The organism is Neopararhizobium haloflavum (assembly GCF_002750855.1).
GTDB lineage: Bacteria > Pseudomonadota > Alphaproteobacteria > Rhizobiales > Rhizobiaceae > Georhizobium > Georhizobium haloflavum.
The window spans coordinates 213,874-239,365 of the sequence record NZ_NWUC01000002.1 but is presented as its reverse complement, the minus strand read 5'-3'; the positions used below and the strand labels follow the sequence as shown (position 1 = coordinate 239,365).

25 protein-coding genes and 2 pseudogenes are annotated in these 25,492 nt (G+C 63.6%); 15 read left to right on the top strand and 12 right to left on the bottom strand.

Features of this window, described 5'->3' with window-relative positions; all coding sequences use genetic code 11:
- Window positions 1-130: 130 nt before the first annotated feature.
- The 5 genes and pseudogenes from CN673_RS05535 to CN673_RS05515 all read right to left on the bottom strand — a co-directional run bounded on the left by CN673_RS05535 (window position 131) and on the right by CN673_RS05515 (window position 4,318).
- The gene (locus tag CN673_RS05535) at window positions 131-847 is read right to left on the bottom strand and encodes a fumarylacetoacetate hydrolase family protein (protein ID WP_099865250.1); all 717 of its coding nucleotides are present in this window, start codon (window positions 845-847) and stop codon (window positions 131-133) included.
- Between the two features lie 2 nt (window positions 848-849).
- Window positions 850-1,602, bottom strand: a complete 753-nt coding sequence (locus CN673_RS05530) for an ABC transporter permease (RefSeq protein ID WP_099865249.1) — start codon at window positions 1,600-1,602, stop codon at window positions 850-852.
- A gap of 3 nt (window positions 1,603-1,605) precedes the next feature.
- Window positions 1,606-2,418, bottom strand: coding sequence for an ABC transporter ATP-binding protein (locus CN673_RS05525; RefSeq protein ID WP_099865248.1), 813 nt, complete (start codon window positions 2,416-2,418; stop codon window positions 1,606-1,608).
- A gap of 111 nt (window positions 2,419-2,529) precedes the next feature.
- Window positions 2,530-2,928: pseudogene (locus CN673_RS21270) on the bottom strand (ABC transporter permease); the annotation flags it as partial.
- A 397-nt stretch (window positions 2,929-3,325) separates the two neighbouring features.
- Window positions 3,326-4,318, bottom strand: coding sequence for an ABC transporter substrate-binding protein (locus tag CN673_RS05515; RefSeq protein WP_099865611.1), 993 nt, complete (start codon window positions 4,316-4,318; stop codon window positions 3,326-3,328).
- A gap of 352 nt (window positions 4,319-4,670) precedes the next feature.
- On the opposite strand from CN673_RS05515, the gene CN673_RS05510 reads away from it, so the two are divergent.
- Complete coding sequence (locus CN673_RS05510; protein WP_099865247.1) at window positions 4,671-5,375, top strand: FadR/GntR family transcriptional regulator; 705 nt, start codon at window positions 4,671-4,673, stop codon at window positions 5,373-5,375.
- Between the two features lie 52 nt (window positions 5,376-5,427).
- On the opposite strand, the gene CN673_RS05505 is transcribed toward CN673_RS05510, so the two are convergent.
- Complete coding sequence (locus CN673_RS05505; RefSeq protein ID WP_099865246.1) at window positions 5,428-6,249, bottom strand: alpha/beta fold hydrolase; 822 nt, start codon at window positions 6,247-6,249, stop codon at window positions 5,428-5,430.
- 153 nt (window positions 6,250-6,402) lie between these two features.
- Between CN673_RS05505 and CN673_RS05500 the strand changes: the two genes are divergently transcribed.
- The 12 genes and pseudogenes from CN673_RS05500 to CN673_RS05445 all read left to right on the top strand — a co-directional run bounded on the left by CN673_RS05500 (window position 6,403) and on the right by CN673_RS05445 (window position 18,242).
- On the top strand, window positions 6,403-7,557 hold the full coding sequence (locus tag CN673_RS05500) for a YbfB/YjiJ family MFS transporter (protein WP_099865245.1): 1,155 nt from the start codon (window positions 6,403-6,405) through the stop codon (window positions 7,555-7,557).
- A 208-nt stretch (window positions 7,558-7,765) separates the two neighbouring features.
- Window positions 7,766-9,376: a BCCT family transporter gene (locus tag CN673_RS05495; protein WP_099865244.1), complete on the top strand. Its 1,611-nt coding sequence runs from the start codon at window positions 7,766-7,768 to the stop codon at window positions 9,374-9,376.
- Window positions 9,377-9,542: 166 nt separating this feature from the next.
- On the top strand, window positions 9,543-10,832 hold the full coding sequence (gene sbmA, locus CN673_RS05490; RefSeq protein ID WP_099865243.1) for a peptide antibiotic transporter SbmA: 1,290 nt from the start codon (window positions 9,543-9,545) through the stop codon (window positions 10,830-10,832).
- A 25-nt stretch (window positions 10,833-10,857) separates the two neighbouring features.
- Window positions 10,858-11,439, top strand: a complete 582-nt coding sequence (locus CN673_RS05485; RefSeq protein ID WP_099865242.1) for an NnrU family protein — start codon at window positions 10,858-10,860, stop codon at window positions 11,437-11,439.
- 129 nt (window positions 11,440-11,568) lie between these two features.
- Window positions 11,569-12,222 (top strand): annotated as a pseudogene (locus tag CN673_RS05480) (tetratricopeptide repeat protein); the annotation flags it as partial.
- Between the two features lie 342 nt (window positions 12,223-12,564).
- A complete protein-coding gene (gene der / locus CN673_RS05475; RefSeq protein ID WP_099865240.1) occupies window positions 12,565-13,992 on the top strand; it encodes a ribosome biogenesis GTPase Der in 1,428 nt (475 codons plus the stop codon).
- A 161-nt stretch (window positions 13,993-14,153) separates the two neighbouring features.
- Complete coding sequence (locus CN673_RS05470) at window positions 14,154-15,329, top strand: cell wall hydrolase (RefSeq protein ID WP_370853012.1); 1,176 nt, start codon at window positions 14,154-14,156, stop codon at window positions 15,327-15,329.
- Window positions 15,330-15,583: 254 nt separating this feature from the next.
- Entirely contained in the window at window positions 15,584-15,949 is a 366-nt protein-coding gene (locus CN673_RS05465) for an AtpZ/AtpI family protein (RefSeq protein WP_370853006.1), read from the top strand.
- A 66-nt stretch (window positions 15,950-16,015) separates the two neighbouring features.
- Entirely contained in the window at window positions 16,016-16,765 is a 750-nt protein-coding gene (locus CN673_RS05460; RefSeq protein ID WP_099865239.1) for a F0F1 ATP synthase subunit A, read from the top strand.
- Window positions 16,766-16,833: 68 nt separating this feature from the next.
- Window positions 16,834-17,061 (top strand): F0F1 ATP synthase subunit C, encoded by a 228-nt coding sequence (locus CN673_RS05455; protein WP_099865238.1) that lies wholly within the window; start codon window positions 16,834-16,836, stop codon window positions 17,059-17,061.
- Between the two features lie 80 nt (window positions 17,062-17,141).
- A complete protein-coding gene (locus CN673_RS05450) occupies window positions 17,142-17,750 on the top strand; it encodes a F0F1 ATP synthase subunit B (RefSeq protein ID WP_099865237.1) in 609 nt (202 codons plus the stop codon).
- 12 nt (window positions 17,751-17,762) lie between these two features.
- Window positions 17,763-18,242 (top strand): F0F1 ATP synthase subunit B, encoded by a 480-nt coding sequence (locus tag CN673_RS05445; RefSeq protein ID WP_099865236.1) that lies wholly within the window; start codon window positions 17,763-17,765, stop codon window positions 18,240-18,242.
- A 64-nt stretch (window positions 18,243-18,306) separates the two neighbouring features.
- Here the strand turns inward: CN673_RS05445 and rnhB are convergent, their stop codons facing one another.
- Complete coding sequence (gene rnhB, locus CN673_RS05440) at window positions 18,307-18,966, bottom strand: ribonuclease HII (RefSeq protein ID WP_099865235.1); 660 nt, start codon at window positions 18,964-18,966, stop codon at window positions 18,307-18,309.
- Window positions 18,967-19,064: 98 nt separating this feature from the next.
- On the opposite strand from rnhB, the gene CN673_RS21430 reads away from it, so the two are divergent.
- Window positions 19,065-19,193 carry a hypothetical protein gene (locus tag CN673_RS21430; RefSeq protein ID WP_280951165.1) on the top strand — a complete coding sequence of 43 codons (129 nt, stop codon included), beginning with the start codon at window positions 19,065-19,067 and terminating at the stop codon, window positions 19,191-19,193.
- Window positions 19,194-19,218: 25 nt separating this feature from the next.
- Here CN673_RS21430 and CN673_RS05435 read toward each other — a convergent pair whose 3' ends face one another.
- Window positions 19,219-20,376, bottom strand: a complete 1,158-nt coding sequence (locus tag CN673_RS05435) for a PA0069 family radical SAM protein (protein WP_099865234.1) — start codon at window positions 20,374-20,376, stop codon at window positions 19,219-19,221.
- Window positions 20,377-20,502: 126 nt separating this feature from the next.
- Between CN673_RS05435 and CN673_RS05430 the strand changes: the two genes are divergently transcribed.
- The gene (locus tag CN673_RS05430) at window positions 20,503-21,015 is read left to right on the top strand and encodes a glycosyl transferase (RefSeq protein ID WP_099865233.1); all 513 of its coding nucleotides are present in this window, start codon (window positions 20,503-20,505) and stop codon (window positions 21,013-21,015) included.
- Here the strand turns inward: CN673_RS05430 and moaB are convergent.
- From moaB to CN673_RS05410, 4 genes are all read right to left on the bottom strand, one after another.
- Window positions 20,987-21,544, bottom strand: coding sequence for a molybdenum cofactor biosynthesis protein B (gene moaB, locus CN673_RS05425; protein ID WP_099865232.1), 558 nt, complete (start codon window positions 21,542-21,544; stop codon window positions 20,987-20,989). The two genes, CN673_RS05430 and moaB, sit on opposite strands and share 29 nt — an antisense overlap.
- Entirely contained in the window at window positions 21,531-22,406 is an 876-nt protein-coding gene (locus tag CN673_RS05420) for a 4-(cytidine 5'-diphospho)-2-C-methyl-D-erythritol kinase (protein WP_099865231.1), read from the bottom strand. The genes moaB and CN673_RS05420 overlap by 14 nt, the downstream gene beginning before the upstream one ends.
- Window positions 22,403-24,283 carry a tetratricopeptide repeat protein gene (locus tag CN673_RS05415; RefSeq protein ID WP_099865230.1) on the bottom strand — a complete coding sequence of 627 codons (1,881 nt, stop codon included), beginning with the start codon at window positions 24,281-24,283 and terminating at the stop codon, window positions 22,403-22,405. The genes CN673_RS05420 and CN673_RS05415 overlap by 4 nt, the downstream gene beginning before the upstream one ends.
- Window positions 24,284-24,454: 171 nt before the next feature.
- Window positions 24,455-25,471: a polyprenyl synthetase family protein gene (locus CN673_RS05410; RefSeq protein WP_099865608.1), complete on the bottom strand. Its 1,017-nt coding sequence runs from the start codon at window positions 25,469-25,471 to the stop codon at window positions 24,455-24,457.
- Window positions 25,472-25,492: the final 21 nt, after the last annotated feature.

Sequence of the window (25,492 nt, the reverse complement as noted above, 5' to 3'; positions counted from 1 at the left end):
GAATCGAGGGTGGCTTGAAACGGCGCCAACCTAAGGAGATGCGCCGGGAAGTCAAAGGCCGAAAGAGGAAAGGGCGACGCTGCGAAAGCGTCGCCCGTGCGCCATCAGGCGCGTTTTCGTGTCGGAAGGGTCAAACCACCTTGACGGTGATCTCGCCGACGCCGGCCACCTTGCCCACCATGGTGTCGCCCTTGCTGATGGCGTTCACGCCCGAGGGGGTGCCGGTCATGATCAGGTCGCCGGGCTGAAGTTCGAAATATTCCGACAGGATGGCGATCATCTCCGGGATTTTCCAGATCAGCTGGTTGAGGTCGCCCGTCTGGCGGCGCTCGCCGTTGACGTCGAGCGTCACCTCGCCCTCCGTCGGATGTCCGATCTTCGCCGCCGGCACGAGGGGTCCGCAGGGTGCGGATTTCTCGAACGACTTTCCGACTTCCCAGGGACGGCCCATCTTCTTGGCTTCGCCCTGAAGGTCGCGCCGCGTCATGTCGAGGCCCACGGCATAGCCATAGACATGGTCCAGCGCCTTATCGACGCTGATGTTTGTGCCTCCCTTTTCGAGCGCGACGACGAGTTCGATCTCATGATGCACGTCCGAGGTCTTGGAAGGATAGGGAAAATCCTCTCCGACCGCGATGTTGGACGGGCTCTTGAAAAAGAAGAAGGGTGGCTCCTTGTCCGGGTCGTGCCCCATTTCCACGGCATGGGCGGCATAGTTGCGGCCGATGCAGAATACGCGGTTGACCGGGAAAAGGTCGTCCGATCCCTCGACCGGCAGCGCGACGATGGCCGGCGGTGCGATGACGTAGCTTTCCTGATTGGTTTTCTTCAATGCACTCTCTGACATCGTCAGCTCCTGACTCCTGCATAATATTCGATGCGTTTTTCGAACCGCGCCACGATTTCCGCAAGCGTCAGCGCGAGGGTGAAGAGCAGCAGAACCAGGGCCCAGAAATGAGCCATGAGGAAGTTCTGCTGGTAAAGCGAGAACAGCGCTCCGACGCCGATGATCGAGACCAGCAACTGGCCGATCACGACGCCCTTGACGCCGCGTATCATGCCGAGCCGGACGCCGGCCAGAATTTCCGGCAGCGCGGCAAGGAAAATGATCTTGAAGCGCTCGCTGCGCCGGGCGCCGAAGGAGTGCGACATCTCAAGCAGCGAAGGCGATATGTGCTGCACGCCGGCGCGGGTGTCGAGCACGATGATCCAGACGGCGAACATGAAGACGGTGACGATCACCGTCGGTGTGCCGAGACCGAAAAGGATCATGAAGATCGGAACCAATGCCGAAAGCGGTGCCGACAGGAAGGTGTTGACCCACATGTTCAGCATCTTGTCGGCCGCCGGCACGAGGCCCATCAGGAACCCCAGCGGTATCCCGACGACAAGCGCCAGTCCCAGTCCGCCGAGATAGGAGAGCGCGGTGATCCGCATCGCCTCTGCGAAGGAGCGCGACGTCACCACGTCGCCGAGCGCCATCACGACCTCGGAGAATGGCGGGAAGAGCATCAGAAGCTCGAACCGTCCGATGATTTCCCAGATGACGACCCACACGAGGAGCGATGCCATCTTGGGCACTTTCACGCCGAAGAACGTCATGGCCTACTCCACATATTTCCGGATCGACTGCCAGATTTCCTCGACCGTATCGAGATAGACGTCGTTGCGCCTGAGGTCGTCCGGGCTGATGCCCTTCGGAATGGCGGGGTCGATGATCTTGGAAAGCCGGCCGGGGCGCGGTGACAGCATGACGATCCGGTCGGAGACATAGACTGCCTCCTCAATCGAGTGCGTGACGAAGAGGAAGGTCTTGTTCTCCACCTCTCGCAGCCGAATCAGGTCTTCCTGGAACTTGCGCCGCGTCTGCTCGTCGACCGCCGAGAAGGGCTCGTCCATCAGCAGCACGTCGGCGTCGACGGCGAGCGCGCGCGCCAGGCCAACGCGCTGGCGCATGCCGCCCGAGAGTTCGTGCGGATATTTGTTCTCGAAGCCGGCAAGGCCGACTTCCTTGACATAATGGCGGGCCTTGTCTTCGCGCTCGGACTTGGCGACGCCCTGCATCTTCAGTCCGAATGCCGCGTTCTGCAGCACCGAGGCCCATGGCATCAGCGCAAAGTCCTGGAAGACGAACGCGCGCTCCGGGCCGGGCCCGCTTATCGGCTTGCCCTTGACCAGGATCTCGCCGGCCGTCGGCTTCAAGAGACCGGCCACGATCTTGAGAAGCGTCGTCTTTCCGCAGCCCGATGGGCCGAGCAGGCTGGTCAGATGACCGCGCTCGAAAGTCAGGTTGATGTCGTCGAGCGCATGAACGTCCGATCCGTAGATCTTGGACACGCCCGTCACTTCGATGATCGGGTCGGCGGTTTGCATGACGGGGGACGGGTCCTCGTAGGGCTTGATGGCGGCGAGGGTCATTTGCTGCTCCGCGTTTCGGGTCTGAAGAGCTTGGTCTCGACCAAGGAAACCGACCGTGACGATCGCGAACAGCACGATGGACACGATGACCGCATACATGTGCGCGAAGTTGGCGACGGAGCGGTGAAAGGTGATGAGGTCGCCGATCCCGGTCGGCGTGATCAGGAGTTCGGCGAGGACGACGCCGGAAAAGCCTTCGGCAACGCCGAGGCGAAGCCCCGCGAACATCATCGGGGCGGAGGCCGGGATGATGATCTGGAAGATCTGCTGGCGGCGCGACCCCATGAAGGAATGGCACATGGAAACGAGGGATGGCGGCACGTTGCGAACAGCCTTGTAGCTGTTCATCGCGATCACCGGCAGCGACAGCATCACGACGGCCAGGACCTTGGCGGTCAGCCCGATCCCGTAGACGAATGTCACGAGCGGGATGAGCGCGGCCATCGGGGCGGCCTGCATGACGATGAAGACCGGCAGCGAGAACCACTCCACATCATGGCGCAGTCCCATCGCGACGCCGGACGAGATGCCGACGATGAGCGAGAAGGCAAGGCCGATGACCAGCGGTTCGAGGGTTCTGAGATAGGCCATGCCCATCGAGCCGTCGGCGACCATTTCGAAAAAGGCGGCAGCCGTTGCGGTGAACGACGGGAAGGAAAAGTTGAAGCCCGTCCTGGCGGTGATCTCCCAGGCGAGGGCGAAAAGGACGACGGAAAGCACCTTCCAGAACAGCGTGATTTCGCTGAGCCGGCTGGCAAGGCTGGGGGCGTCCGCCCGCCGGCCTGCGAAAGGTTTGTCCGCGGTGTGCGTGAGTGACATCGATTTGCCGATCAGTAGATTGCGGGTCTCCCGACGCCGCGGCGTTGCGCTGCCGCGGCGTCGGGGAACTGCGTTTGCCGGGCCGGGATCAGTTCCCCGCCGCTTCGAGCGGGCCGAAGTCCCAGTATTGGCTGACGTCGAAATCGTCCGTCGGCGCGTCGACCTGTCCGGCTGCCGCTAGGAAGTTCAGATCGTCGCGCACATCCTGCTCGGTTGCCGGCTCGGCAGGGAAGACGCCCCCTTCGACCGCTTCCTCGTAGAAGGCCGTGATGTCGGCCACCGCCGCTTCCGGCAGGTCCGGCAGGAGATCGTACTGCTCGCGCAGTTCGGCGACCACGGCCGGGTTCTCGTTGATCTCGGCCCAGGTGTTGTTCAGTTCCTCGACGAACACCGCCACGTCCTCGGCGCGCTCTTCCAGCAAGGTCGTGTTGCCGTAAAGCGCTTCGTCGGTCGCGTTGACGCCGTCGATCGGCAGCCTGTCGAACTTGCCGCCGCCCTCTTCCTGAAGCAGGCGGAAGGACGCCGAATCGACGATCGAGGCGTTGATCGTCCCCTGAAGCATCGCGCCCGCGCGCACTTCCGCACCCGGAACGTAGGAGATGTTGGAAAACTCGATGCCGTGGACCTGTTCCATCAGGCGCATCAGAGCTTCGGTCCCCGAGCCGCGCGAATGGACGGTCACTTCCTCGCCATCGAGATCTTCCCAGGACGAATAGACCTCGGTGTTGATCACAGGAAAGAACAGAAGCGTGCTCATGCGGTAGAACATGCGGATCGGCGCCTGCGAGTTCTGGATGAACGCGTAGGGCGCGCCGACGCCGACGTCGGCCTGTCCGCCGACTACGGCCTGCGTCGCGACGTCCTCGGAATTGAAGAAGGTGAGTTCCATGGGAACGCCGCGTTCCTTGGTGCGCTCCATGGCGATCAGAAGATTGAGGCTTTCGACGCTGGCGATATCGCCCATGGCGACACGGATCGGGTCGCCGTCCTGTGCCGATGCGGCGGTGCTCATCGCCAGGCTCGACGCCCCGAGCGCCAGCGCCATCGAGAAGGCGGTAAAGGTCCTGCGGGTCATGCTCATGATGGTGTTCTCCTCCCAAATCGCCGGCTGCGGCCGGCTTCCATTCGCCGCGGCGCCTCCAAACGCCTTGGCCAATTCACGTATTGGTTAGATCAAATCATAGCATTGGTTTTCGGTCAATAAGCCCGCGCTCGAATTCGGCAATGTGCGAGAGCGATAGACAAGCAATTGATATCGCGCCATTTATTTGGTGAGATTGGCACGTCCTCCCCAGCATCCCAGAAGCAAATAGACCCGTGAAACGTCCCAAACCATCATAATTGACAAGGTGCCCGCGACTTTCTAAGCTTCATTCACAACCAATTCACATTGGTAACGACTGAGGAACCGCGCCGTGCATGGAAAATTCGAGATGGGGGACGAAGAGGGGGCCGTCGCGTCCGATGCCAATGACGCGACATTGGTCCAGCTTCGCGCCTGGTTGACGCGGCACGATTTCCCGCCCGACACGCGCCTGCCTGCGGAGCGCGAGCTTTCGGATATTCTCGGCGTTTCGCGCGGCGACCTGCGAAAGGCGCTGGCGGCGCTGGAGGCCGAAGGCCAGCTGTGGCGCCATGTGGGGAAGGGGACGTTCACCGGCGCGCGCCGGATCGAGGTCATGAGCCTTGCCGACATCGACCGGGAAACCAACCCGGCCGAAGTCATGCGCACGCGCCTTCTGATCGAGCCGATCATCGCGCGCGAGGCCGCGCTCAACGCCACATCGAAACATCTCGAAGCACTGCGTCGGTGCATTCGGCGCACCCATAAGGCCACGACATGGCGGCAGTATGAGACGGCCGACAACGAGTTGCACCGCTGCATCGCGGAGGCTGCGGACAACCGCCTGCTGCTGGCGCTGTTCGATGCCTTGAACGCGGTGCGCCGTGCCGTCGTGTGGGGCCTCTTGCGCAACAGCACGGATCGGCCGTCTGCCGATCATCACTCTTTCGCCGAGCACGACCGTATCGTCGAGGCGATCGAGCGCCGCGACCTCGAAGGTGCGGGCAAGGCGATGTATGTCCATTTGCGCGGCGTCGAGCGAAGCCTGATCGAACCGGACGGCATCGCGGATTGACGAAGTGATGGGGCGCCGGCCATGCGCCCGGCGCCCGTCAGCTCTTTGGTGCCTATCCGCGCTGGAAGGCGATGAGATCTTCGGTCAGCCGGTCCTTGTGCGTCATGAACAGCCCGTGCGGCGCGCCGTCATATTCCTTCAGCGTGGCTGAGGGTATGCGCTTTGCGGCGGCTCGTCCTGCAGTGTCGATCGGCACCGTCTTGTCGTTGGTGCCATGGACGATCAGCGTCGGCAGGTCGAACGCCTTGACGTCGTCCCTGAAATCGGTCCGGCCGAACGCGTCGACACAATCGATCGTCGCCTTGGCGCTCGCCATCATGGCAACCTGGCCGGTCCAGTCCAGCACGGCGTCGCTGACGGCGCCCGGCTTGTCGGAAACGCCGTAGAAATCCCGGTTGAAATCCTTGAGGAATGCCGCGCGGTCCTTGCGAAGCCCGGTCTTGATCGCGTCGAAGACGTCTTGCGGCACGCCGGCTTCGTTGTCCGGCGTTTTCAGCATGTAGGGCACGACCGACGAGATCAGCGCCGCCTTGGCCACGCGCTCCCTGCCGTAGCGGCCGATGTAGCGCGCGACCTCGCCGCCGCCCATGGAAAAGCCGACGAGCGTCGCGTCGTTGACGTCGAACGCGGCCAGCACATCCTGAAGGTCGGACGCGAAGGTGTCGTAGTCATAGCCCGTCCACGGTTGGTTGGACCGGCCGAAACCGCGGCGGTCATAGCTGATCACACGGAAGCCCGCCTCGGCCAGCGGCAAGGCCTGGTAGTCCCACATATCGGCGTTGAGCGGCCAGCCGTGAATCAGCACCATGGCGGGGCCGCTGCCCCAGTCCTTGGCATAAAGATGTGTCCCGTCCTTCGTCGCGACATAAGCCATGATGCGTGCCCTTTCCGATGCGTTCTCGATGCGCGGCCAACGTCGGGTGCCGCTTCATGTTCCTGCCTCGGGTGTTCAACTCTGGTCCAAGGCAAGCCGTTTGCACGATGATGAGGGTTGTGTCCGGCAAGGCGCTGCGGGATCGTCCACGCCATGAGTCGCGCTCCCAATTCGCCCTTCCTCATCGCTTTTGCCGGACTGTTCGCCATGGCGGCGGCGATGGGCATCGGGCGTTTCGCCTATACGCCGATCCTGCCGACGATGATGGACGATCTCGGTCTGGATGCATCGGGCGCCGGGCTCATCGCGTCGGCCAATTACCTTGGCTATCTGCTGGGTGCCGTCCTTGCGGCCTATGGCTGGGCTGCCGGCCTGGAACGGCGGATCGTCATCGTCGGACTGGCGGCGACGACGCTGCTTCTCGCCGCGATGGGCCTCGTCGAGAATGTCTGGACGATGGCGCTCATCCGTCTGGCGGCAGGTTTTGCCAGCGCGTTCGTCATGATCTTCTCTGCCGCGATCGTGCTCAGTCACGGCGCTGCCGCACGCCGTCCTGCGGTCCAGTCCATTCATTTCGGCGGCGTCGGGACGGGCATGGCCCTGTCGTCCCTGCTCGTCGGCGTCATCACCCTGTCGGGGCATTCCTGGCGCGGTGCATGGTTTGCCATGGCCGTCGTGTCGGCGGCGGCCTTGCTGGTGGTGCTCCTGCTCATGCCGCGCCATCCGATCTCGGCCGGCGGGAATGCGCAAGAGCCAGCGCTTCGCTGGACGCCGCAGCTGGTCTGCATCACGCTGGCCTACGGCATCTTCGGCTTCGGCTACATCATCACGGCAACGTTCCTCGTCGCCATCGTCCGGGAGGGCGGCGGCAGCGCATCGTTCGAAATGGTTGTCTGGCTTGTCACCGGCCTGGCCGCCGCCGTCTCGGTCGCTTGCGTGCAGCCCTTGGTCCAGCGCTTCGGCTTGAGACCGGTCTTCGCCATGGGCTGTCTGGTCGAGGCTGCCGGCGTTGCGGCAAGCGTCCTCGTTCCCTCGCCGATCGGCCCGCTTGTCGGCGGGCTGCTGCTCGGTGCCACCTTCGTCATGGTCACCGCCTATGGCCTTCAGCTCGGCCGCGCCATGGCGCCGCTCAATCAGCGGCGCATATTCGCCCTCATGACCGCCGCTTTCGGTATCGGGCAGATCGTTGGCCCGCTTGTCGCCGGCGCCATCACCGACCTGACCGGGACCTATACGCTCGCCAGTCTGGCTGGCGCGGCGGCGCTGCTTTTGTCCGCGGCACTATCACAGCGGATCACGCCCGCTTGAAACGTGGCAACATTGCGTTATTTTCCCGGCGGACTTGGGGAGTGCGAAGGGCCAGGTCACACCGCCCATGTGATGCACAGCATAAGGGACCCTGTGCATCTCTCGCGACAACAGGACGGCTCGATGCGCCGGGACAGCGCAATGCGGAAAGCCCGGATCGGGTGGATGCCCGGCAAGCGCGTCAGCCGCCGACAAAACGAGAAAGCCAATGACAGACACATCAAACAGCGAGGCTACGGTCGAGGATATCGACTATGAAGTCGGCCAGGACAATATCCGCGTCTTCGGGCTCGATATCCACAATCCGGTCTTCATCGTCTCGGCAGGCGTCATCGTCGCCTTCGTCGTTCTGGCGCTGCTGTTTCCGGAACGCTCCGCCAACTTCTTTGAATGGCTGCGGCCGTGGCTCACCGACAATTTCGACTGGCAGTTGATGCTGGCCGGGAACCTCTTCGTCATCTTCAGCCTGATGCTCATCGTTACGCCGCTCGGCAACATTCGTCTTGGCGGAGCCGATGCCAAACCGGATTTCGGCTATCTCGGCTGGTTCGCGATGCTGTTCGCCGCTGGCATGGGCATCGGTCTCATGTTCTTCGGCGTTTCCGAGCCACTATCGCACTATGATGCTTCCTTCGGCGGTGTCGCGATGGAAGGCGGCGAGCGCACCGATTGGGCGCCGCTCGGCGGTGCGGAAGGCGATGTGGCCCAGGCGCGTGCCAATGCCATGGCCGCGACCATCTTCCACTGGGGCCTCCATCCTTGGGCGATCTACGCCGTCGTGGGCCTGTCGCTCGCCTTCTTCGCCTACAATCGGGGCATGCCGCTCACGCTGCGTTCGGTCTTCTACCCGCTGCTTGGAGAGCGCGTTTGGGGCTGGCCCGGTCACGTCATCGACACCCTGGCCGTGTTCGCCACCCTTTTCGGTCTGGCAACGTCCCTCGGCTTCGGCGCCGAGCAGGCCATGGGCGGCATCGAGTTTCTTTTCGGCATCGAAGCGACCGACACGGCAAAGCTCGTGCTGATTGCGCTGATCACCGGCGTCGCGCTCGCCTCCGTGCTGGCCGGGCTCGATGCCGGCGTCAAGCGACTGTCGGAGATCAACATGATCCTGGCACTCGTGCTTCTGGTGTTCATTTTCCTCGTCGGACCGACCGCTCTCATCGCGACCGGCTTCGTCGACAACACCGTGGCCTACGCGACGCAATTCTTCTCGCTTTCCAACCCGTTCGGGCGTGAGGATCTCAACTTCATGCATGGCTGGACGACCTTCTACTGGGCGTGGTGGATTTCCTGGTCGCCCTTCGTCGGCATGTTCATCGCCCGCGTCTCGCGTGGTCGGACCGTGCGCGAGTTCATCATCTGCGTGCTCATCGTGCCCACGGCACTGTCGATCGTGTGGATGTCGACCTTCGGCGGCGCTGCCATCGATCAGGTCGTCACGGCCGGTAACACGGCCGTCAGCGAAGCTGCCGATGAACTCAAGCTGTTCATCATGGCGGAAGCCTATCCGTTGACGCAGATCATATCCTTCATCGGTATCGTGCTGGTGATCGTGTTCTTCGTCACGTCGTCCGACTCCGGTTCGCTGGTCATCGACACCATCACCGCCGGCGGCAAGCTCGATGCGCCGGTGGCCCAGCGGGTCTTCTGGGCGACGTTCGAGGGACTGGTGGCGATCGCGCTGCTGATGGGTGGCGGTCTCGCCGCGCTGCAGGCCGCTGCGGTGGCGACCGGGATACCATTCGCGATCCTGATGATCGTGATGATGTATTCGACCTTCAAGGGCCTCAATGCCGAGCGAAAGCTGCTTGAGGCTTAAGGACCACTGAAGCGACGCGGGCCCGTTTGTGAAGCCGGGCCCGCGCCGTCCTCCAGAGGTCATATTCGCGTGAATGCCACATTGTGGCCGGGAAACTTCTGCCATAGCTTGCCGGCGTAATTCTCACGAGCCTCAAATGCAGGCCGTATGAACCCTTCGAGGCAACTTGTTTCAGTCATTTTTTCCGCAGCCCAAGCTGTTCTTCCTGTCCGCCTTGCTCTGGACGATGGTCGTCGCTGCATTCTGGTACACCGTTGGCGATGATGTTGCCGGAGCGCTTGGCTTTGAGTTCTCGCCTGCCGGCGCCGAGCCGGTCATCGGCCTTGGCTATTTTGTCACCGGCGAGTTCCTCTGGTTCTACGTTGTCTTCGCTGCGGCTGTCGCACTGTTTGCCGGCTTCTGGTATTGGTATGCGCCGCATCCCTGGCAGAACTGGTCGATCCTCGGATCGGCCTTCATCATCTTCACCACCTATTTCTCGGTGCAGATCAGCGTCGCGCTGAACAACTGGCGCCGGCCGTTCTTCGACCTTTTCCAGACGGCGCTTTCCGGCGACGCGCCTGTCGAGGAGGCCGACTTCTACGTCCTGCTGGTTCAGTTCGCGCAGATCGCCTTTCTGTCCATGGCCATCTTCGTCGGCGTACGCTTCTTCGTCAGCCACTACATCTTCCGCTGGCGCACCGCGATGAACGACTTCTACATGTCCTACTGGAAGCGCGTGCGTCATATCGAAGGCGCGTCCCAGCGTGTTCAGGAAGACACCATGCGCTTCGCCGCGATCATGGAAGGCCTCGGCGTCGCTTTCATCGATGCGATCATGACGCTCTTTGCGTTCTTGCCAGTCCTTTGGGTGCTGTCGGATTATGTGACGGAAGTGCCGATAATCGGACAGATCCCCAAGCCGCTCTTCACCGCGCTGTTGATCTGGTCGATCTTCGGCACCGCGCTTCTCGCCCTCGTCGGCATCAAGCTTCCGGGTCTGGAATTCAAGAACCAGCGCGTGGAGGCCGCTTACCGCAAGGAACTCGTCTATGGCGAGGACAACCACGAACGCGCTCAGCCACCCACGGTCCGCCAGTTGTTCTCCAACGTCCGGCGCAATTATTTTCGCCTCTATTTCCACTATATGTATTTCAACATCGCGCGCGGGTTCTACATCCAGGCCGATGCGATCTATCTCAATGTCATCCTGGTTCCGACCGTCGTTGCCGGTGCGATCACGCTCGGCATCTGGCAGCAGATCCTGACCGCCTTCAGCCAGGTTTCCTCCTCGTTCCAGTTCCTGATCAATTCATGGACAACGATCGTGGAACTGCTATCCATCCACAAACGTCTGAAGGCATTCGAATCGGCGATCTTCGGTGGGCCACTGCCGTCGATCGACGAGAAGTATCTGGCCGAACAGGAAGCGCCTGGCACCGACGACACGCCGCCCGCGCTGACCCCGTCGGCATGACAACGATGACGCAAGGGACACCGGCATGCTCATTCTGATCCTCGGGATCGTCCTGTTTCTCGGTGTGCATTCCGTGCGCATCGCAGCGCCGGACTATCGTGCGCGTTTCATTGCCGAGCGCGGCGAAGGCGCGTGGAAGGGGCTCTACACGGTTGTCTCGGTGATCGGGCTGGCACTGATCGTCTGGGGCTTCGGCATGGCGCGCCAGACGGCGCCGATCCTCTATGCCCCGCCGGCCTTCATGGCGCATCTCGCGCTGCTCCTGATGATCCCGGCCATGGTGTTCCTCGCCGCCTCGCAGGTCCCTGCCGGGCGCATCAAGGCCGCGGTCAAGCATCCCATGCTGCTTGCGGTGAAGATCTGGGCGCTTGCCCACCTTCTCGCCAACGGCGACCTTGCCTCCCTGATCCTGTTTCTCAGCTTCCTCGCCTGGGCGGTGGCGGACCGGATTTCCGAAAAGCGCAGGCTGCGTGCCGGCGAGACGCGGGCCGTGGTTGCCGGCCCCGCCCGCAATGACATCATCGCCGTTGGCGTCGGCCTCGTTCTGTACCTGCTGTTCGTCTGGAAACTGCATGCCTGGCTCATCGGCGTGGCGCCGATTGCGTGATCGCGCTGGCCGTCAGCCGCGAAAAGGTGACGCTCCCCCTTACATGAGCCCCAAAATGCTCTAGAAGGCCCGCTTGTGCGAATGATCGCCATCCATTTGAAGGCAGAGGGCCGGCCGCCGGTTGTGTGAATGTCAGACGAAAGCTTCTTTCGTGAGGTGAACGAGGATCTGCGCTCGCAGCGTGCGCGTGATTTCTGGGCGCGTTTCGGCTGGATGATCATCACCGCCGTCGTCGTCATCATCGCCGCCACGGCCGGTTGGCGTGGCTACGAATACTGGCAGGCGCGTCAGGCCTCGCAGTCCGGCGATGCCTTTCTTCAGGCATTGACGCTTGCTGAGGAGGGCCGGTCGGACGAAGCGCTCACCGCGTTGTCCGAGCTGGAGGAAACCGGTGTCGGCGCCTATCCTTTGCTCTCGCGCATGCGGGCCGCCACGCTGAAAGCCGAAAGCGGTGACTTCGAAGCGGCGATCGCCGATTTCACGGAGATCGGATCGACCTCGGGCGGGCCTGAAGCCTTGCGCCAGATCGCCAATCTGCGCGCCGCCTATCTGCTCGTCGACCACGGCACCTACGAAGAGGTTCTGGCGGTCGCCGAACCGATGACGGGCGACGACCATCCCATGCGCCACTCCGCGCGCGAGGCTGCCGGCCTTGCCGCCTGGAAAGCCGGCGACATGGAAGCGGCAACCGACTGGTTCGAGCGCATCGCCGCCGACGAGGCGGCCGTTCGCGGCCCGGCCGAGCGCGCCGAGCTCATGCTCGAACTCATCGCCTCAGCTGGACCGGACGGAACCCTGCCACCAAGCGCTCCGGCCGCGGACGCCCAGCCCGAAGCCGACGCGCCGACGCCCGACGCGCCGATCTCGCTGGAATCGATCGCTCCGGCACTCGCCCCGACAGCGCCCGATACCGGGGATGCAGCCGCGCCAGCGGCCGACCCGGCCGAGGCACCGGCCGAAGACGCCGAACCGGTCGAGGCACCTGCCGAAGATGCCGCGCCGGCGCCAGCCGACGAAGGTGCACCGGCGGGCGGGGGCGCCCCGCAAACAGACACGAACGAGGCGGACCCGTCCTGACGGACCGGACGGACCGACACCCGCTGCGGCGGTAGACAGGACCAGTCAATGAGCTTCACCGTCGCCATCGTCGGACGCCCGAACGTCGGTAAATCGACGCTCTTCAACCGGCTCGTCGGCCGCAAGCTGGCGCTCGTCGACGATACGCCGGGCGTCACGCGCGACCGCCGCCCCGGCGAGGCCAGGCTCGTCGATCTGAAGTTCACCATCGTCGACACCGCCGGCCTTGAGGAAAGCGGTGCCGATACGCTCGAAGGCCGCATGCGTGCGATGACCGAAGCGGCGATCGACGAAGCCGATCTGACGCTGTTCCTCGTTGACGCCAAATCCGGCGTTACGCCGCTCGACGCGACATTCGGCGAAATCCTCAGGCGCAAGGCCAAGCCGGTCGTCGTTGTCGCCAACAAGGCGGAGGCGCGCGGCTCCGATGCGGGCTTCTACGACGCCTATAATCTCGGACTTGGCGAACCCTGCCCGATATCCGCAGAACACGGCGAGGGCATGCTGGACCTGCGCGACGCGATCGTGGCGGCCATTGGCGAGGAACGTGCCTTCGCGCATGAGGATGATGAGGCGGAAACGAATGTCGACATCGTCATCGACCCTGCCGGCGAGGCAGATGAGGTCGAGCCGGAATATGACGACACCAAGCCGCTGCGGGTGGCCATCGTCGGCCGCCCCAACGCCGGCAAGTCGACACTGATCAACCGTTTTGTCGGTTATGAGCGGCTTTTGACGGGGCCGGAAGCTGGGATCACCCGCGATTCCATCTCGGTGGAATGGGAGTGGCGCGAGCGGCGCATCAAGATGTTCGACACGGCCGGGCTGCGCCGCAAGTCGCGCGTCCAGGAAAAGCTGGAAAAGCTGTCCGTGGCCGATGCGCTGCGCGCCATCCGCTTCGCCGAAGTGGTGGTCGTGGTCCTTGATTCCAGCATCCCCTTCGAAAAGCAGGATCTGCAGATCGCCGATCTTGTGGTGCGCGAGGGCAGGGCGCTCGTCATCGCCTTCAACAAATGGGACATGATCGAGGATCGTCAGGCAACGCTCGCCGAACTCAGGGAAAAGACCGAACGGCTGCTGCCGCAGGCGCGCGGCGTGCGCGCCGTTCCCATTTCCGGCCGCACCGGTGACGGGCTCGACAAGCTGATGCAGTCGATCGTCGACACCCACAAGGTCTGGAACCGCCGAATCTCGACCGCCAAGCTCAACAGGTGGCTGGAGATGGTCACGACCCAGCACCCGCCGCCCGCGGTCTCGGGGCGTCGCCTCAAGCTCAAATATATGACGCAGATCAAGGCCCGTCCGCCGGGGTTCATCATCTCCTGCACGCGGCCAGATGCGCTGCCCGATTCCTACACGCGCTATCTCGTCAACGGATTGCGCAACGACTTCGACATGCCGGGCGTTCCGATCCGCATCTCCTACCGCAAGGGCGAAAATCCCTTCGCGCCGCGCAAGAAGCGCCGCATCTACTGACAGGCAAGGTTGTCCCGAATCGGCTCGCCTTGCGCTGCCTCACCCTCGTCACGATCACCTGCCAGGTGCGCGGTTAACCATCCATCAAGGTTAATCGATCATCTTCGCCCTAAGGGACATTGGTTCGCGGGCGTTGGAGTGTGTTTGTGTTGGGGCGTTTTATCAGAGCCAGAAGACGACGCCGCCGTCAGGCGGGATTGAGACAGGCGGCATGGGCCGCGCCCTTTGTCATCGGGCTCGTTGGCTTGTTCGCAACGCCGACGCCGACTGCGCTGTCCGACACCACCAGCATGCTCGCCGGTCTCGACACAGGTTCCGCGCGCTGGCGCGCGCACATGATTGCCGCCCCGGCAGGCTCTCTTCATGGTGCGGAGATGCCCTTCACCGATTCGCTGACGACCGGAACGGTCGGCGCAGGTGTGGAACTCGCCAACGGAACAAAGGTTGCATTCCGCGGTGCGAACGACAAGAACAGCGCCTCGCCGGACGAGTGGCGCGTCAATCGGCCGGCCAAGAAGGGGCGGGTCCTCGCCATCACCCCGAAGGCGCCGCCCAAGGCGTTTTCGGCAGGTTCGATTCTTGAGCGCACCTCCCGCCTCATGGGCCCGGCACTTTCGGACGACACCCATCGCATGGCGTTCGCCGCACCGGAGCTTGACGGGCGGGAAATCGAGATCGCCACCGCATTCTACAAGAAGCACGAGGAGCCCGTCGTCACCGGCGTCTCGCCGATGCTCGCCAGCCTGGTGACGAGCAACACCGCCGACATCCTTGCGACCGCCTATGCGCCGCCGGCGCCCGATTATGCGCGCGAGTCGCCTTTCGCCTCGATCCTGCGCGAGGAAGAAGCGCGCGGCCGTTTCATCCCGCCTGTGGAGGAAGACGACCACAACTGGGCGTCGACACCCCTGCCGCCGCGCGTCTTCACCGCCGCGGAACAGAAATGCCTCGCTGAAAGCATCTACTTCGAAGCGCGTGGCGAATCGGTCAAGGGCCAGGCCGCCGTTGCTCAGGTGGTTCTGAACCGCGTGCGCAACCCGAACTACCCGAGCACGATCTGCGGCGTCGTCTATCAGAACAAGAGCTGGCGCAATCGCTGCCAGTTTTCCTTCGCCTGCGATGGCATCCGCGATGCTGTGCGCTCGCCCAAGAATTGGGACATCGCCGAGGAACTTGCGATGGCGGTGACCGCCGGCAAGATCTGGCTGCCGGAAGTAGGCTCGTCGAGCCATTATCACGCGACCTATGTCCGCCCGCGCTGGGCGCGCAGCATGAAGCGCATGAGCAAAATCGGGTTGCACGTGTTCTATCGCACCTATGGCGGCGGCTGGAGCTGAGGCTCCACCTGGCACGCGCCATCACACTGCGCCCGTCTGTCGCAGCGCACACCCGATTCATGCGACTTAAGACGGCCGTCACTGCGCTGACGATATAAGCCGCTGAATTTGATAGTGAAAATGCCTTCGGTTCCGACCGATTGCGTGCCTTGACTATAAATCCGCACAAAACTATGTTGCGCGCGACTTCGAGGGGCCCATGCGGCTGCTCGGTCGTGTTTTCCTGTCGGGCAGATTTTTTCAAGTGAGCCTTCATGAGCAACGGGCCGCCGCGCGACGACAGCGAGAATACGGAGCCGGATCGCGACATCTTCGATGATCGTGAATTGCAGGCACGGCGCGACCGGCTGGCTTCCAATCTGGCCAAGCTGCGAAAGCGCTCGAAGTCCGAAGAGGAAGGCGGCAGCACTTCGGCCAGGTCGGGCTGGGGGCTTGCAGTCAAGGTCTCTAGCGAATTCATAGCCGGCATCACGGTCGGCGCGATCTTGGGGTTCGGCTTCGACAGCTATTTCGGAACCTCGCCCTGGGGCTTGATCGTGCTCTTGATGCTGGGTTTTGCGGCGGGCGTGCTCAATGTGCTACGTGCCGTCGGCAAGGTGGCTGAGCCACCGAAATTGTAAGTGTGCCGGTTTTCCGGCAAGGGAATTGAGGCGCGGTTCGTGCCGCGCATTAAGAGAGGCTAGACGGTGGCACAAGATCCGATTCACCAGTTCCATATCTCGCAACTGGTCCCGATCGAAATCGGCGGGCTCGACTTTTCCTTCACCAATTCCTCGCTGTTCATGGTCGCCACGGCTGCGGTCGCTGGTGGCTTTCTTTATATGACGACCGCCAATCGCGGTCTCGTTCCGGGCCGCATGCAGTCGGTTTCGGAAATGTCCTACGAGTTCGTCGCCAATATGCTGCGCGACGGAGCCGGCTCTCAGGGCATGCGCTTCTTTCCGCTCGTCTTCTCCCTCTTCATGTTCGTGCTGGTCGCAAACCTCATCGGCATGTTCCCGTACTTCTTCACGGTCACCAGCCACATCATCGTCACCTTCATGCTTGCCATGCTGGTGATCGGTACGGTCGTCGTCTACGGCTTCATGAAGCACGGTCTTGGCTTTCTGAAGCTCTTTGTGCCGCAAGGCGTGCCGGGTGTGTTGATGCCGCTGGTCATCGCGATTGAGGTCATCTCGTTCCTCTCGCGACCGATCAGCCTGTCCGTCCGTCTGTTCGCCAACATGCTGGCCGGCCACATCACGCTCAAGGTTTTCGCGGGCTTCGTCACTTCTCTCGGTGCGCTCGGCGCGCTCGGCGTCGGCGGCGCGATCCTGCCGCTCATCATGACGGTGGCGCTGACCGGCCTGGAGTTCCTGGTCGCCTTCCTGCAGGCCTACGTCTTCGCCGTGCTCACCTGCATGTATCTGAACGACGCCCTGCATCCGGGCCACTGAATCCCCATCGGCGGCTCCGGCCGCTACCCGCAAAGCCGCATCCACATCCATTCCAAAGGAGTTCAATCATGGAAGCAGACGCAGCAAAGTTCATCGGCGCCGGTATCGCATGCCTCGGCATGGGTGGCGCAGGCATCGGCCTCGGCACGATTTTCGGCAACTACCTGTCGGGCGCCCTGCGCAACCCGTCGGCAGCTGACGGCCAGTTCGGCCGCCTCATCTTCGGCTTCGCCGTGACGGAAGCTCTGGGCATCTTCTCGCTGCTCGTTGCCCTGCTGCTCCTCTTCGCCGTCTGATTGATCAGCCGTCGCATTGACAACGGCCATGCCGCCCCGCGCAATGGCGGCGGCGTGGCCGCATGCAATTGGAGAGGATAATGTTCGTTACCCCGTCATTCGCCCAGGAGGCGACAGAGGACGCGGCGACGTCGGAACCGGAAGCGCTCCACACCGAAACGGGTGTCGACGATCACGGTGCTACGGCCGAAGGCTCGTTTCCGCCGTTCGACTCGTCCACCTTCGCCTCGCAGATTTTGTGGCTCGCGATCACCTTCGGGCTGTTCTACCTCTTCATGCAGAAGGTGGTCGTTCCGCGTATCGGCAGCATCCTGGAAAATCGACGCGATCGCATCGCATCGGATTTCGACGAGGCTGACAGGCTGAAAACGGAGGCCGACGAGGCCATCGCCGCCTACGAGCAGGAATTGGCCGAAGCCAAGACCAAGGCCAATCAGATCGCCCAGAAGGCGCGGGATGATGCCAAGGCCGAGGCCGACATCGAGCGCACCCAGGTCGAGTCCGATCTGGCGGCCAAGCTGTCCCAGGCCGAAGCCCGGATCGCCGAGATCAAGGCGCAGGCACTCGGCGAGGTCGACACCATCGCCGAAGACACCACGGCGGCGATCGTCGAGCAGCTCATCGGCGAACCCGTTTCGAAATCCACCGCTTCGTCGGCCGTCAAGGCTGCCGCCGCCGGCGAGAAGTAAAGGAGGCCCGCCATGGATGCGACATTCTGGGCGCTGGTCGCCCTCATCATCTTCATCGCCATCATCGTCTACCTCAAGGTTCCGGGCATGGTCGCCGGCTCGCTCGACAAGCGCGCCGACACGATCCGCAACGAGCTGGACGAAGCCCGGCGTATGCGCGAAGAGGCCCAGCAGCTGCTGGCCGAGTATCAGCGCAAGCGCAAGGACGCCGAGAAGGAAGCCTCCGACATCGTTGCGTCGGCAGAGCGCGAAGCACAGACCATCGTCAAGGAAGCCAAGGAAAAGACCGAGGAGTACGTCGTGCGCCGCACGGCGATGGCCGAGGAGAAGATCGCCAAGGCCGAATCCGACGCGGTGGGTGAGGTTCGCGCTTCCGCCGTCAACCTGGCGGTCGCCGCCGCCGAGCGCATCATCGCCGAGAAGGCCGATGCCGCGACGCAGAAGACGCTGTTCGACAAGTCTCTCACCGAAGTGAAGCAGCGCCTCAACTGAGGATCTGAACATGTTCGGTACGAATGGGCCGGGAGCGATCCCGGCCTTTTTTATGTCCGGCGCTTCATGGCTGGACGCCGTCGGGCCTGATCGGCCGGAAAGTCATGCGATGCAGCGGGCAGGGGCCAAGAACCGCGATGGCTTCGCGATGAACTTCCGTTGCATAGCCGGCGTGCATGGCAAACCCATAGGCCGGATAGCTGGTGTGCAGTCGCCGCATCATCCGGTCGCGCATCACCTTCGCGACGATCGAGGCTGCGGCGATCGAGGACGATCGCGCATCGCCCTTGATGACGGCATCGCCCGGACAGCGTATTCCCGGCGGCACGTCGCGGCCGTCGAAAAGCGCATGACAGGCTGCTTTCGGGAGCCCGCACAATGCCCGCCGCATGGCATCGAGGCTTGCCTTGCGAATATCGGTGCGGTCGATCGAGCGCGGACTGGAGGAGGCGACCGACACATCGGCCGATTCCAGAATTGCGTTGAAAAGCTGCTCGCGCCTTGCCGCCGTCAGCTTCTTTGAATCGTTGAGGCCGTCGGGTATCCGATCCGGCCTGAAAGCAACGGCCGCGGCGACCACCGGCCCGGCAAGCGGACCCCGTCCGGCTTCGTCGAGACCGGCGATGATGCGCAGCCCGCGCTTCAGGGCGGCAAGCTCCATCGAAAAATCCGGCCTGGCCGGCAGGTCGAAGAGAAGCGGTGAATCGGACGGTCTGCGAGACATGCGGCATCATTCGCATCCCGTCCGATTCCCGGCAAGGTCTTCCGCGGCGCCAGGGGCAATGCGCGGCGAAAGAAAGGGCATGACGAAGCCTTGCCTCCGTGACGATGCGAAGGCTGCGTCATGCCGGTCTCGGGATCGGCGGCCTTGGGGCGGGGCCGTGGCCGAGTGCCGAGAGCGTCACCGCCCTGCCATGCGGCAAGCAGGACGATCTCTTGAGGCGCCGCTGATGGGGCGCCCGCATTCAATCAGAGCTCACAGAAGCGCAAGCTGCGCGCCGGTGCCGGCCGGCGGAACGAAGAGATCCGTGCGCAAGGGACGGCGCGCGGTGTTCAGGCCAAGCCGCTTGGCTGCCAGCGAAAAGCGTCGGCCGAGCTGCCAGGCATAGGGACCGGCGCCGCGCATGCGCTTGCCGAACTCCGCATCGTAATCCTTGCCGCCGCGCATCGAGCGCACCAGCGACATGACGTGCCGATAGCGATCCGGGTAGTTGCGCAGGAGCCAGTCGCGAAACAGCGGGCTCACCTCGTGCGGCAGGCGAAGGAGCACATAACCCGCTTCGCGCGCACCGGCGGCCGCCGCCGAATCGAGGATGCGCTCGATCTCGTGATCGTTGAGTCCCGGAATGATCGGCGCTGCCATGACGGAGGCCGGGATGCCCGCCTCCGAAAGCGCGCGGATCGCCTCAAGCCGCTTGGTCGGCGTCGAGGCGCGCGGCTCCATGGAGCGGGCCAGTTTGCGATCGAGCGTCGTGACCGACAGCGCCACCTTCGCCAGCCCGCGTTCTGCCATCGGCGCCAGGATGTCGATATCGCGCATCACCAGCGCCGACTTCGTCACGATGCCGACGGGATGATTGGCCGCCGACAGCACTTCGAGGATCTGCCGCATGATGCGCCATTCGCGCTCCACCGGCTGGTAGGGATCCGTGTTGGTGCCGATCGCGATCGAGCGTACGGCATAGCCGGGCTTGGCGAGTTCACGTTCCAGAAGCCGCGCGGCATCGGGCTTGGCAAAGAGCTTCGATTCGAAATCGAGGCCGGCGGAAAGCCCCATATAGCTGTGCGACGGCCGGGCGAAGCAGTAGATGCATCCATGCTCGCAGCCCCGGTAGGGGTTGACCGACCGGTCGAACGAGATGTCGGGCGAGCTGTTTCGCGTGATGATGGTTCGCGGCTTTTCCACCTGGACGTCTGTGCGGAACGCAGGCAGGTCCTCCAGCGTCTCCCAGCCGTCGTCGAAGCCGTGCCGGGATGTTGTCTCGAACCGACCGGACGGATTGAGGCCCGCGCCGCGGCCGCGCCGGCGTTCTTCGCCGATGCGCATGCGCGACTGGTTGACCAGATGGTCGGCGATATCGGCCGTGTGGGCGGGTGAGAACGCGGCCTGTTTCAAGTCTTGCAACACATCCATCTGCGTCTCCGCCGGTCCGTATCGAATGACTTTATTCCTAAATCATAGAACCGAACAAAGCAAGAACAAATTTGGCGTTCGGCGCGCGCTTGGCCCTTCGGGGCATATGCGCTATGGGCTAAATCCATGATTTCTGTGCTGATCGAGGCGAGGGGCCCTGCCGAACCATTGGCCCTGACGCTGGCAGGGTTGGTGTCCGGCGCGGTCGAAGGTCTGGTCGGCGACGTCGTGATTCTGTCCGGCGGCGAGGATGGCGCGATAGCCGAGCTCGCCGATGCCGCCGGTTGTCGCCTCGCGCCGCTGGCCGATCTGAGGGCGGCGATCGAGAGCGCGCGCTGCGATTGGCTGTTGATGCTGGAGCCGGGCGCCCGGCTTCTTCCTGGCTGGATCGAGGGGGCGGGGGAGCATATCGCGCACGCGGGCGGCCCGGCGCGCTTCCGCCATGCCCGCAGCGAACGCGGGTCGATCCTGTCACGCTTTCAGGAGCGCCGGTCTCCGCTTGCCTTCGGGCTGCTTGCACCAAAGCGCGACGTGCTCGCCCTCGATCCGCGGCCGGGTGGTCTGCGCGATATCGCACGTGCGCTGAAAGGCACACGGCTCGACTGTGCCATCATGCCGGCCGGCCGGCCCCGCGCTTGAGGTGCTCGTCGAGCCGCGGCATGATTTCCACGAAGTTGCAGGGCATGTGGCGGTAGTCGAGCTGTGCCGCCAGAATGCCGTCCCAGGCATCCTTGCATGCGCCCGGCGAACCCGGCAGCACGAAGACGAAGGTGGCATCGATGACCCCGCCGGTCGCCCGCGACTGGATGGTCGAGGTGCCGATCTTGTCGTAGGAAATCCGGTGGAACACCTCCGAAAACCCGTCCATGCGCTTGTCGAAGATCGGCTCCAGCGCCTCGGGTGTCACGTCCCGGCCGGTAAAGCCGGTACCGCCCGTGGTGATGATCACGTCGATCTCTTCCGTGGCGCTCCACGCCCGCACCTGATCGCGTATCTGCTCCACGTCATCGGTGACGATCGCGCGCGCGGCGAGCCTGTGGCCGGCCTTTTCGACGCGCTCGGCAAGGATATCGCCAGAGCGGTCGTCGGCCATCGTGCGAGTGTCCGAAACGGTCAACACCGCAATGCCGATGGGGATGAAGGAGCGTGTTTCGTCAAGCCGTTGCATGCGCTGCCTCGCTGGCGCGGGTTGTGGTTGCCTCGATATACCAGTGCGCATGGCGCGCTTGAAGCTGCGCCGCCGCATCCTTCGCCGCCGTCTGTGTCGCGAAGATGCCGAAGCAGGTCGCGCCCGAGCCCGACATGCGCGCAAAGAGGGCGCCGCTTTGGGATAGTGCGTCCAGCACCGTTGCAATCGGCGGACATTGCAGCGTCGCCGCCGCCTGCAGATCATTGCGCGCGCTCTGCAGATAGTCGACCAGCCCGGCGGTGTCGACAAAACCGGTGGCGGGTGCGAGCGGCGGATTGTCGGTTCGCGCCAGCGCCTTGAAGACCGAAGGGGTCGAGACCGCCACGCCGGGGTTCACGACAACGAGGTGCAGCACTGGCAGATCGACGGCGGCAAGCGTCTCGCCGATCCCCTCGGCCCTGAGCGGCCGGTTTGCGAGGCACATCGGAACGTCGGCCCCGAGTTCCTGCGCAACCGCCTCCAGCCCCTCCGGTCCGATGCGCCACAGCCGGCAAAGACCGCGCAGCGTCGCCGCCGCGTCGGCCGAGCCGCCGCCTATGCCGGAGGCGACAGGCAGGTGCTTGTCCAGATGGATCGCTACCGGTTTGCCCTCAGCCATCCGTCCCGAATGCACACGAAGGCGATCGCGCGCTTCCAGCACGATGTTGGCGGTATTGCTCAGGTCCGTTGCAAACGGGCCGGCAAGGGTGAAGGCATCCTCGGCGCCATCGCGGAACGTCAGGTAGTCTCCGAGGTCACAGAAGACGACAAGGCTTTCCAGGAGGTGGTAGCCGTCGGCCCGCCGTCCGACGACATGCAGGGCCAGGTTGACCTTGGCAAAGGCGCGTTCTTCGACGATCAAGGCTGCGTCTGGTTGAGCGCGAGACCGCCGAACCGGTCATCAGGCGTCTTCAAATCGCTGCGCTCGTCGGGACTTGCCGCCGGCGGGCGATCGTTCTGGCGTTCCTCGGCGGTGGCCGGCTGCCCTTCCGCGTCCAGCCCATCCTCGATCTTCGCCCTGATCAGCGGGATCTGGTCGTCCTCCGGCTCCAGCGTCAGCGCCCGGTTCCACTGGAAGGTGGCCTCCAGCTTCCGGCCGACGCGCCAGTAGGCATCGCCCAGATGATCGTTGATCGTTGCATCGGCAGGCCGCAATTCGACCGCCCGTTCCAGTTCGCTGACAGCCTGCTCGTAGTCGCCGAGCCGATAATGCGCCCAGCCAAGCGAATCGACGATGTATCCATCGTTCGGCCGCAGTTCGACGGCCTGCTCGATCATGTCCATGCCTTCGTCGAGGTTCATGTTCATGTCGACCCAGGAGTAGCCGAGATAGTTCAGCACCTGCGGCTGGTCGGGAAAAAGATCGAGTGCCTTGAGGAAGTTCGGCTCGGCGGTCTCCCACTCCTTCAGCCGCTCATAGGCGATGCCCCGCTGGAAGAAGATGTTCCAGTGGCTGCGGTTCGGGGTTGGCCCGATCTTCTCCACCGCCGTATCGTAATTGGCCGCCATCTCTTCGTATTGCTTGGCGTTGGAAAGCACGCTGCCATAGGCGAGATAGGAGCGCATGTCGTCGGGGTCGGCTTCGATCAGCGCCTTCAGATGCGCCTTGGCTTCCTCCGTGCGGTCCAGGTCGGCCAGGTTCAGTCCGAGCTGCAATTGGGCGACTCGCCGCATCGGTGACGCTTCGGGAACGCTTTCGTAGATATCGATCGCCTGTTCCGGCTTGTCGAGATTCTCGGCAAGACCGGCGAGCAGGATAAGCGTCGCTGCGTTTTCAGGGTCGAGCACCAGCGAAAGGTGCAGATAGAGCGATACGACCTCCTCGGCGCCCTCGCGGTTCAGGGCGGCCGCGATCGTGTGCAGCACGGCGGCAACGCCGCCGCTGGCTGAACTGATGTCGATTTCCGGCTTCTCGCCGTTCTCGATGCTTTGCCTCAATGCCATCAGCGGCGCGTAGCCGCTGGAGAAGGCGTCGCCCGTGGATATCGCGTCGAGCGCTGCCTGCTGGTTACCGGCGCGCGCTTCAAGCGCGGCCAGCGCCATCACGGCGCGCATGTAGGTGTCGGGTGCCGCGCCGCCGCCCGCCTGATCGGTGATCACGGCTGTATAGCGCTGGCGCGCCTGTTCCCTGTCGCCGGCGGCAGCAGCGATCGCCCCGCCGTGGAAATTGAGGAAGATCGAATACCAGTCGGGCCCCTGCAATTCGTCGATCATCGCCAGCGCTTCGTCGGCGTCGCCGCTGCCGAAGCGCGCCCAGGCCTGCACCAGACCGGTCATCAGGCTGTCGAGTTCGTTCGGTCCGTCATAGTCGAGCAACTGCTCGACCGCGCGGTATTCGCGCTTGCGGATCGCTTCCACGGCCCGCGTCAGGTCCGTCACCCGTTCGATCGAGGAATCGTCCTTCAGCTCTTCCGCGAGCGCCAGGCCTTCCTTGAACCGCCCCTCGGTGATGTAGGCGAGCATCAGCCGCTGCTTGATCTCGTTGTTGTCGGGCTCGAAGGCGAGGCCGCGTTTGTAAAAGGCGATCGCCGCGTCGGTATCCCGATCGAAATCCGCCGTGCGCGCTGCGAGAAACGCGCCCGCGAAACTGCCGATGTGCTGGGGGTCGAACGGCGAGGATGCGGCATCCTCCCCACCATCCTGCGCCGCGGCCGCGGTCGAAAGAGCGGTGGTCGGCAGCGCCAGAACGAGCGTCAAAGCCGCCGCGCTCATCAACCGCACAAATCGACGTTCAAGCATAAGCATCAGCCTTCCGATGGTGTCCCGTCCAGGGGGCAAGTTGCGATTGTTCAGCCATCGCACCCCAGAATGGCTTTTTTTGGCAGATTCGCAACACGGCGCGAAGTCACGCCTTTGTGTGGATCGGGCGCCTGCCCGCCGCCATGACGGCGGGAATCGCGTTGGCTCGTCTCACACCACGCGGCTGATGCAGAAGTCGATCACTTCCATCAGCGCCGCCTTGTGGGCGCCTTCAGGTAGCGGAGCGAGCGCGTCGCGGGCGATGTCGCCATAATGATTCGCCCGCGCGATCGTGTCGTTCAGCGCACCGTATTTGGTGATCAGACCGAGCGCGTGGGACAGCGCCGCATCGTCGTTCCCGCCTTCTTCGATGGCCTCGCGCCAGAAGGCGCGCTCGTCCTCGGTGCCGCGCCGGTAGGCCAGTACGACGGGCAGGGTGATCTTGCCTTCACGGAAATCGTCACCGACGTTCTTGCCGAGTTCGGCGGCCTTGCCGCCATAGTCGAGCACGTCGTCCACCAACTGGAAGGCAAGCCCCAGATTGGTGCCGTAGGAGCGCATCGCGTTGCGCTCCGACTTGCCGGCGCCGGCCACGATCGGGCCGACCTCGGCCGCCGCCGAAAAGAGAGCCGCCGTCTTGGCGCGGATCACCGCGAGGTAGTCGTCCTCTGTCGTCTCCATGTTCTTGGCGACCGACAATTGCAGCACTTCGCCCTCTGCGATGACGGCGGCAGCGCTCGAGAGCACATCGAGCGCGTCGAGTGAACCGACATCGACCATCATCTTGAAGGCTTGGCCAAGCAGAAAGTCTCCGACGAGCACGCTTGCCTGGTTGCCCCATATGATCCGCGCCGTCGACGATCCGCGCCTGAGATCGCTTTCGTCCACCACGTCGTCATGCAGCAAGGTCGCCGTGTGCATGAACTCCACCGACGTCGCCAGCTTGATGTGCTTGTCGCCCTCGTAGCCGAACATGGCGCTCGCCGCGAGCGTCAGCATCGGCCTCAGTCGCTTGCCGCCCGAGGCGATCAGGTGGTTGGCGATCTCCGGGATCATGTCCACATGCGATCCGGCCTTGGCCAGGATCAACTGGTTCACCCGCTCCATGTCGTCTTTGGTCAGCGCCTGAAGCGGCTTTACCGACGCGGATTTGTTCTTGCCCTCATCGAGGGGTATGACGACGCCCACAGGCATGCACTCCTGTTCAAA

Excerpts from the sequence above, each read along its gene's own strand:
- CN673_RS05445 (WP_099865236.1), top strand. The coding sequence starts at position 17,763 with ATGGATGCGACATTCTGGGCGCTGGTCGCCCTCATCATCTTCATCGCC.
- CN673_RS05515 (WP_099865611.1), bottom strand. The coding sequence starts at position 4,318 with ATGAGCATGACCCGCAGGACCTTTACCGCCTTCTCGATGGCGCTGGCG.
- rnhB (WP_099865235.1), bottom strand. The coding sequence starts at position 18,966 with ATGTCTCGCAGACCGTCCGATTCACCGCTTCTCTTCGACCTGCCGGCC.
- CN673_RS05505 (WP_099865246.1), bottom strand. The coding sequence starts at position 6,249 with ATGGCTTATGTCGCGACGAAGGACGGGACACATCTTTATGCCAAGGAC.
- CN673_RS05415 (WP_099865230.1), bottom strand. The coding sequence starts at position 24,283 with ATGCTTGAACGTCGATTTGTGCGGTTGATGAGCGCGGCGGCTTTGACG.
- CN673_RS05535 (WP_099865250.1), bottom strand. The coding sequence starts at position 847 with ATGTCAGAGAGTGCATTGAAGAAAACCAATCAGGAAAGCTACGTCATC.
- CN673_RS05495 (WP_099865244.1), top strand. The coding sequence starts at position 7,766 with ATGACAGACACATCAAACAGCGAGGCTACGGTCGAGGATATCGACTAT.
- der (WP_099865240.1), top strand. The coding sequence starts at position 12,565 with ATGAGCTTCACCGTCGCCATCGTCGGACGCCCGAACGTCGGTAAATCG.
- CN673_RS05435 (WP_099865234.1), bottom strand. The coding sequence starts at position 20,376 with ATGGATGTGTTGCAAGACTTGAAACAGGCCGCGTTCTCACCCGCCCAC.
- CN673_RS05465 (WP_370853006.1), top strand. The coding sequence starts at position 15,584 with ATGAGCAACGGGCCGCCGCGCGACGACAGCGAGAATACGGAGCCGGAT.
- CN673_RS05500 (WP_099865245.1), top strand. The coding sequence starts at position 6,403 with ATGAGTCGCGCTCCCAATTCGCCCTTCCTCATCGCTTTTGCCGGACTG.
- CN673_RS05485 (WP_099865242.1), top strand. The coding sequence starts at position 10,858 with ATGCTCATTCTGATCCTCGGGATCGTCCTGTTTCTCGGTGTGCATTCC.
- CN673_RS05455 (WP_099865238.1), top strand. The coding sequence starts at position 16,834 with ATGGAAGCAGACGCAGCAAAGTTCATCGGCGCCGGTATCGCATGCCTC.
- CN673_RS05450 (WP_099865237.1), top strand. The coding sequence starts at position 17,142 with ATGTTCGTTACCCCGTCATTCGCCCAGGAGGCGACAGAGGACGCGGCG.
- CN673_RS05430 (WP_099865233.1), top strand. The coding sequence starts at position 20,503 with ATGATTTCTGTGCTGATCGAGGCGAGGGGCCCTGCCGAACCATTGGCC.
- CN673_RS05525 (WP_099865248.1), bottom strand. The coding sequence starts at position 2,418 with ATGACCCTCGCCGCCATCAAGCCCTACGAGGACCCGTCCCCCGTCATG.
- CN673_RS05510 (WP_099865247.1), top strand. The coding sequence starts at position 4,671 with ATGGGGGACGAAGAGGGGGCCGTCGCGTCCGATGCCAATGACGCGACA.
- CN673_RS05530 (WP_099865249.1), bottom strand. The coding sequence starts at position 1,602 with ATGACGTTCTTCGGCGTGAAAGTGCCCAAGATGGCATCGCTCCTCGTG.
- moaB (WP_099865232.1), bottom strand. The coding sequence starts at position 21,544 with ATGCAACGGCTTGACGAAACACGCTCCTTCATCCCCATCGGCATTGCG.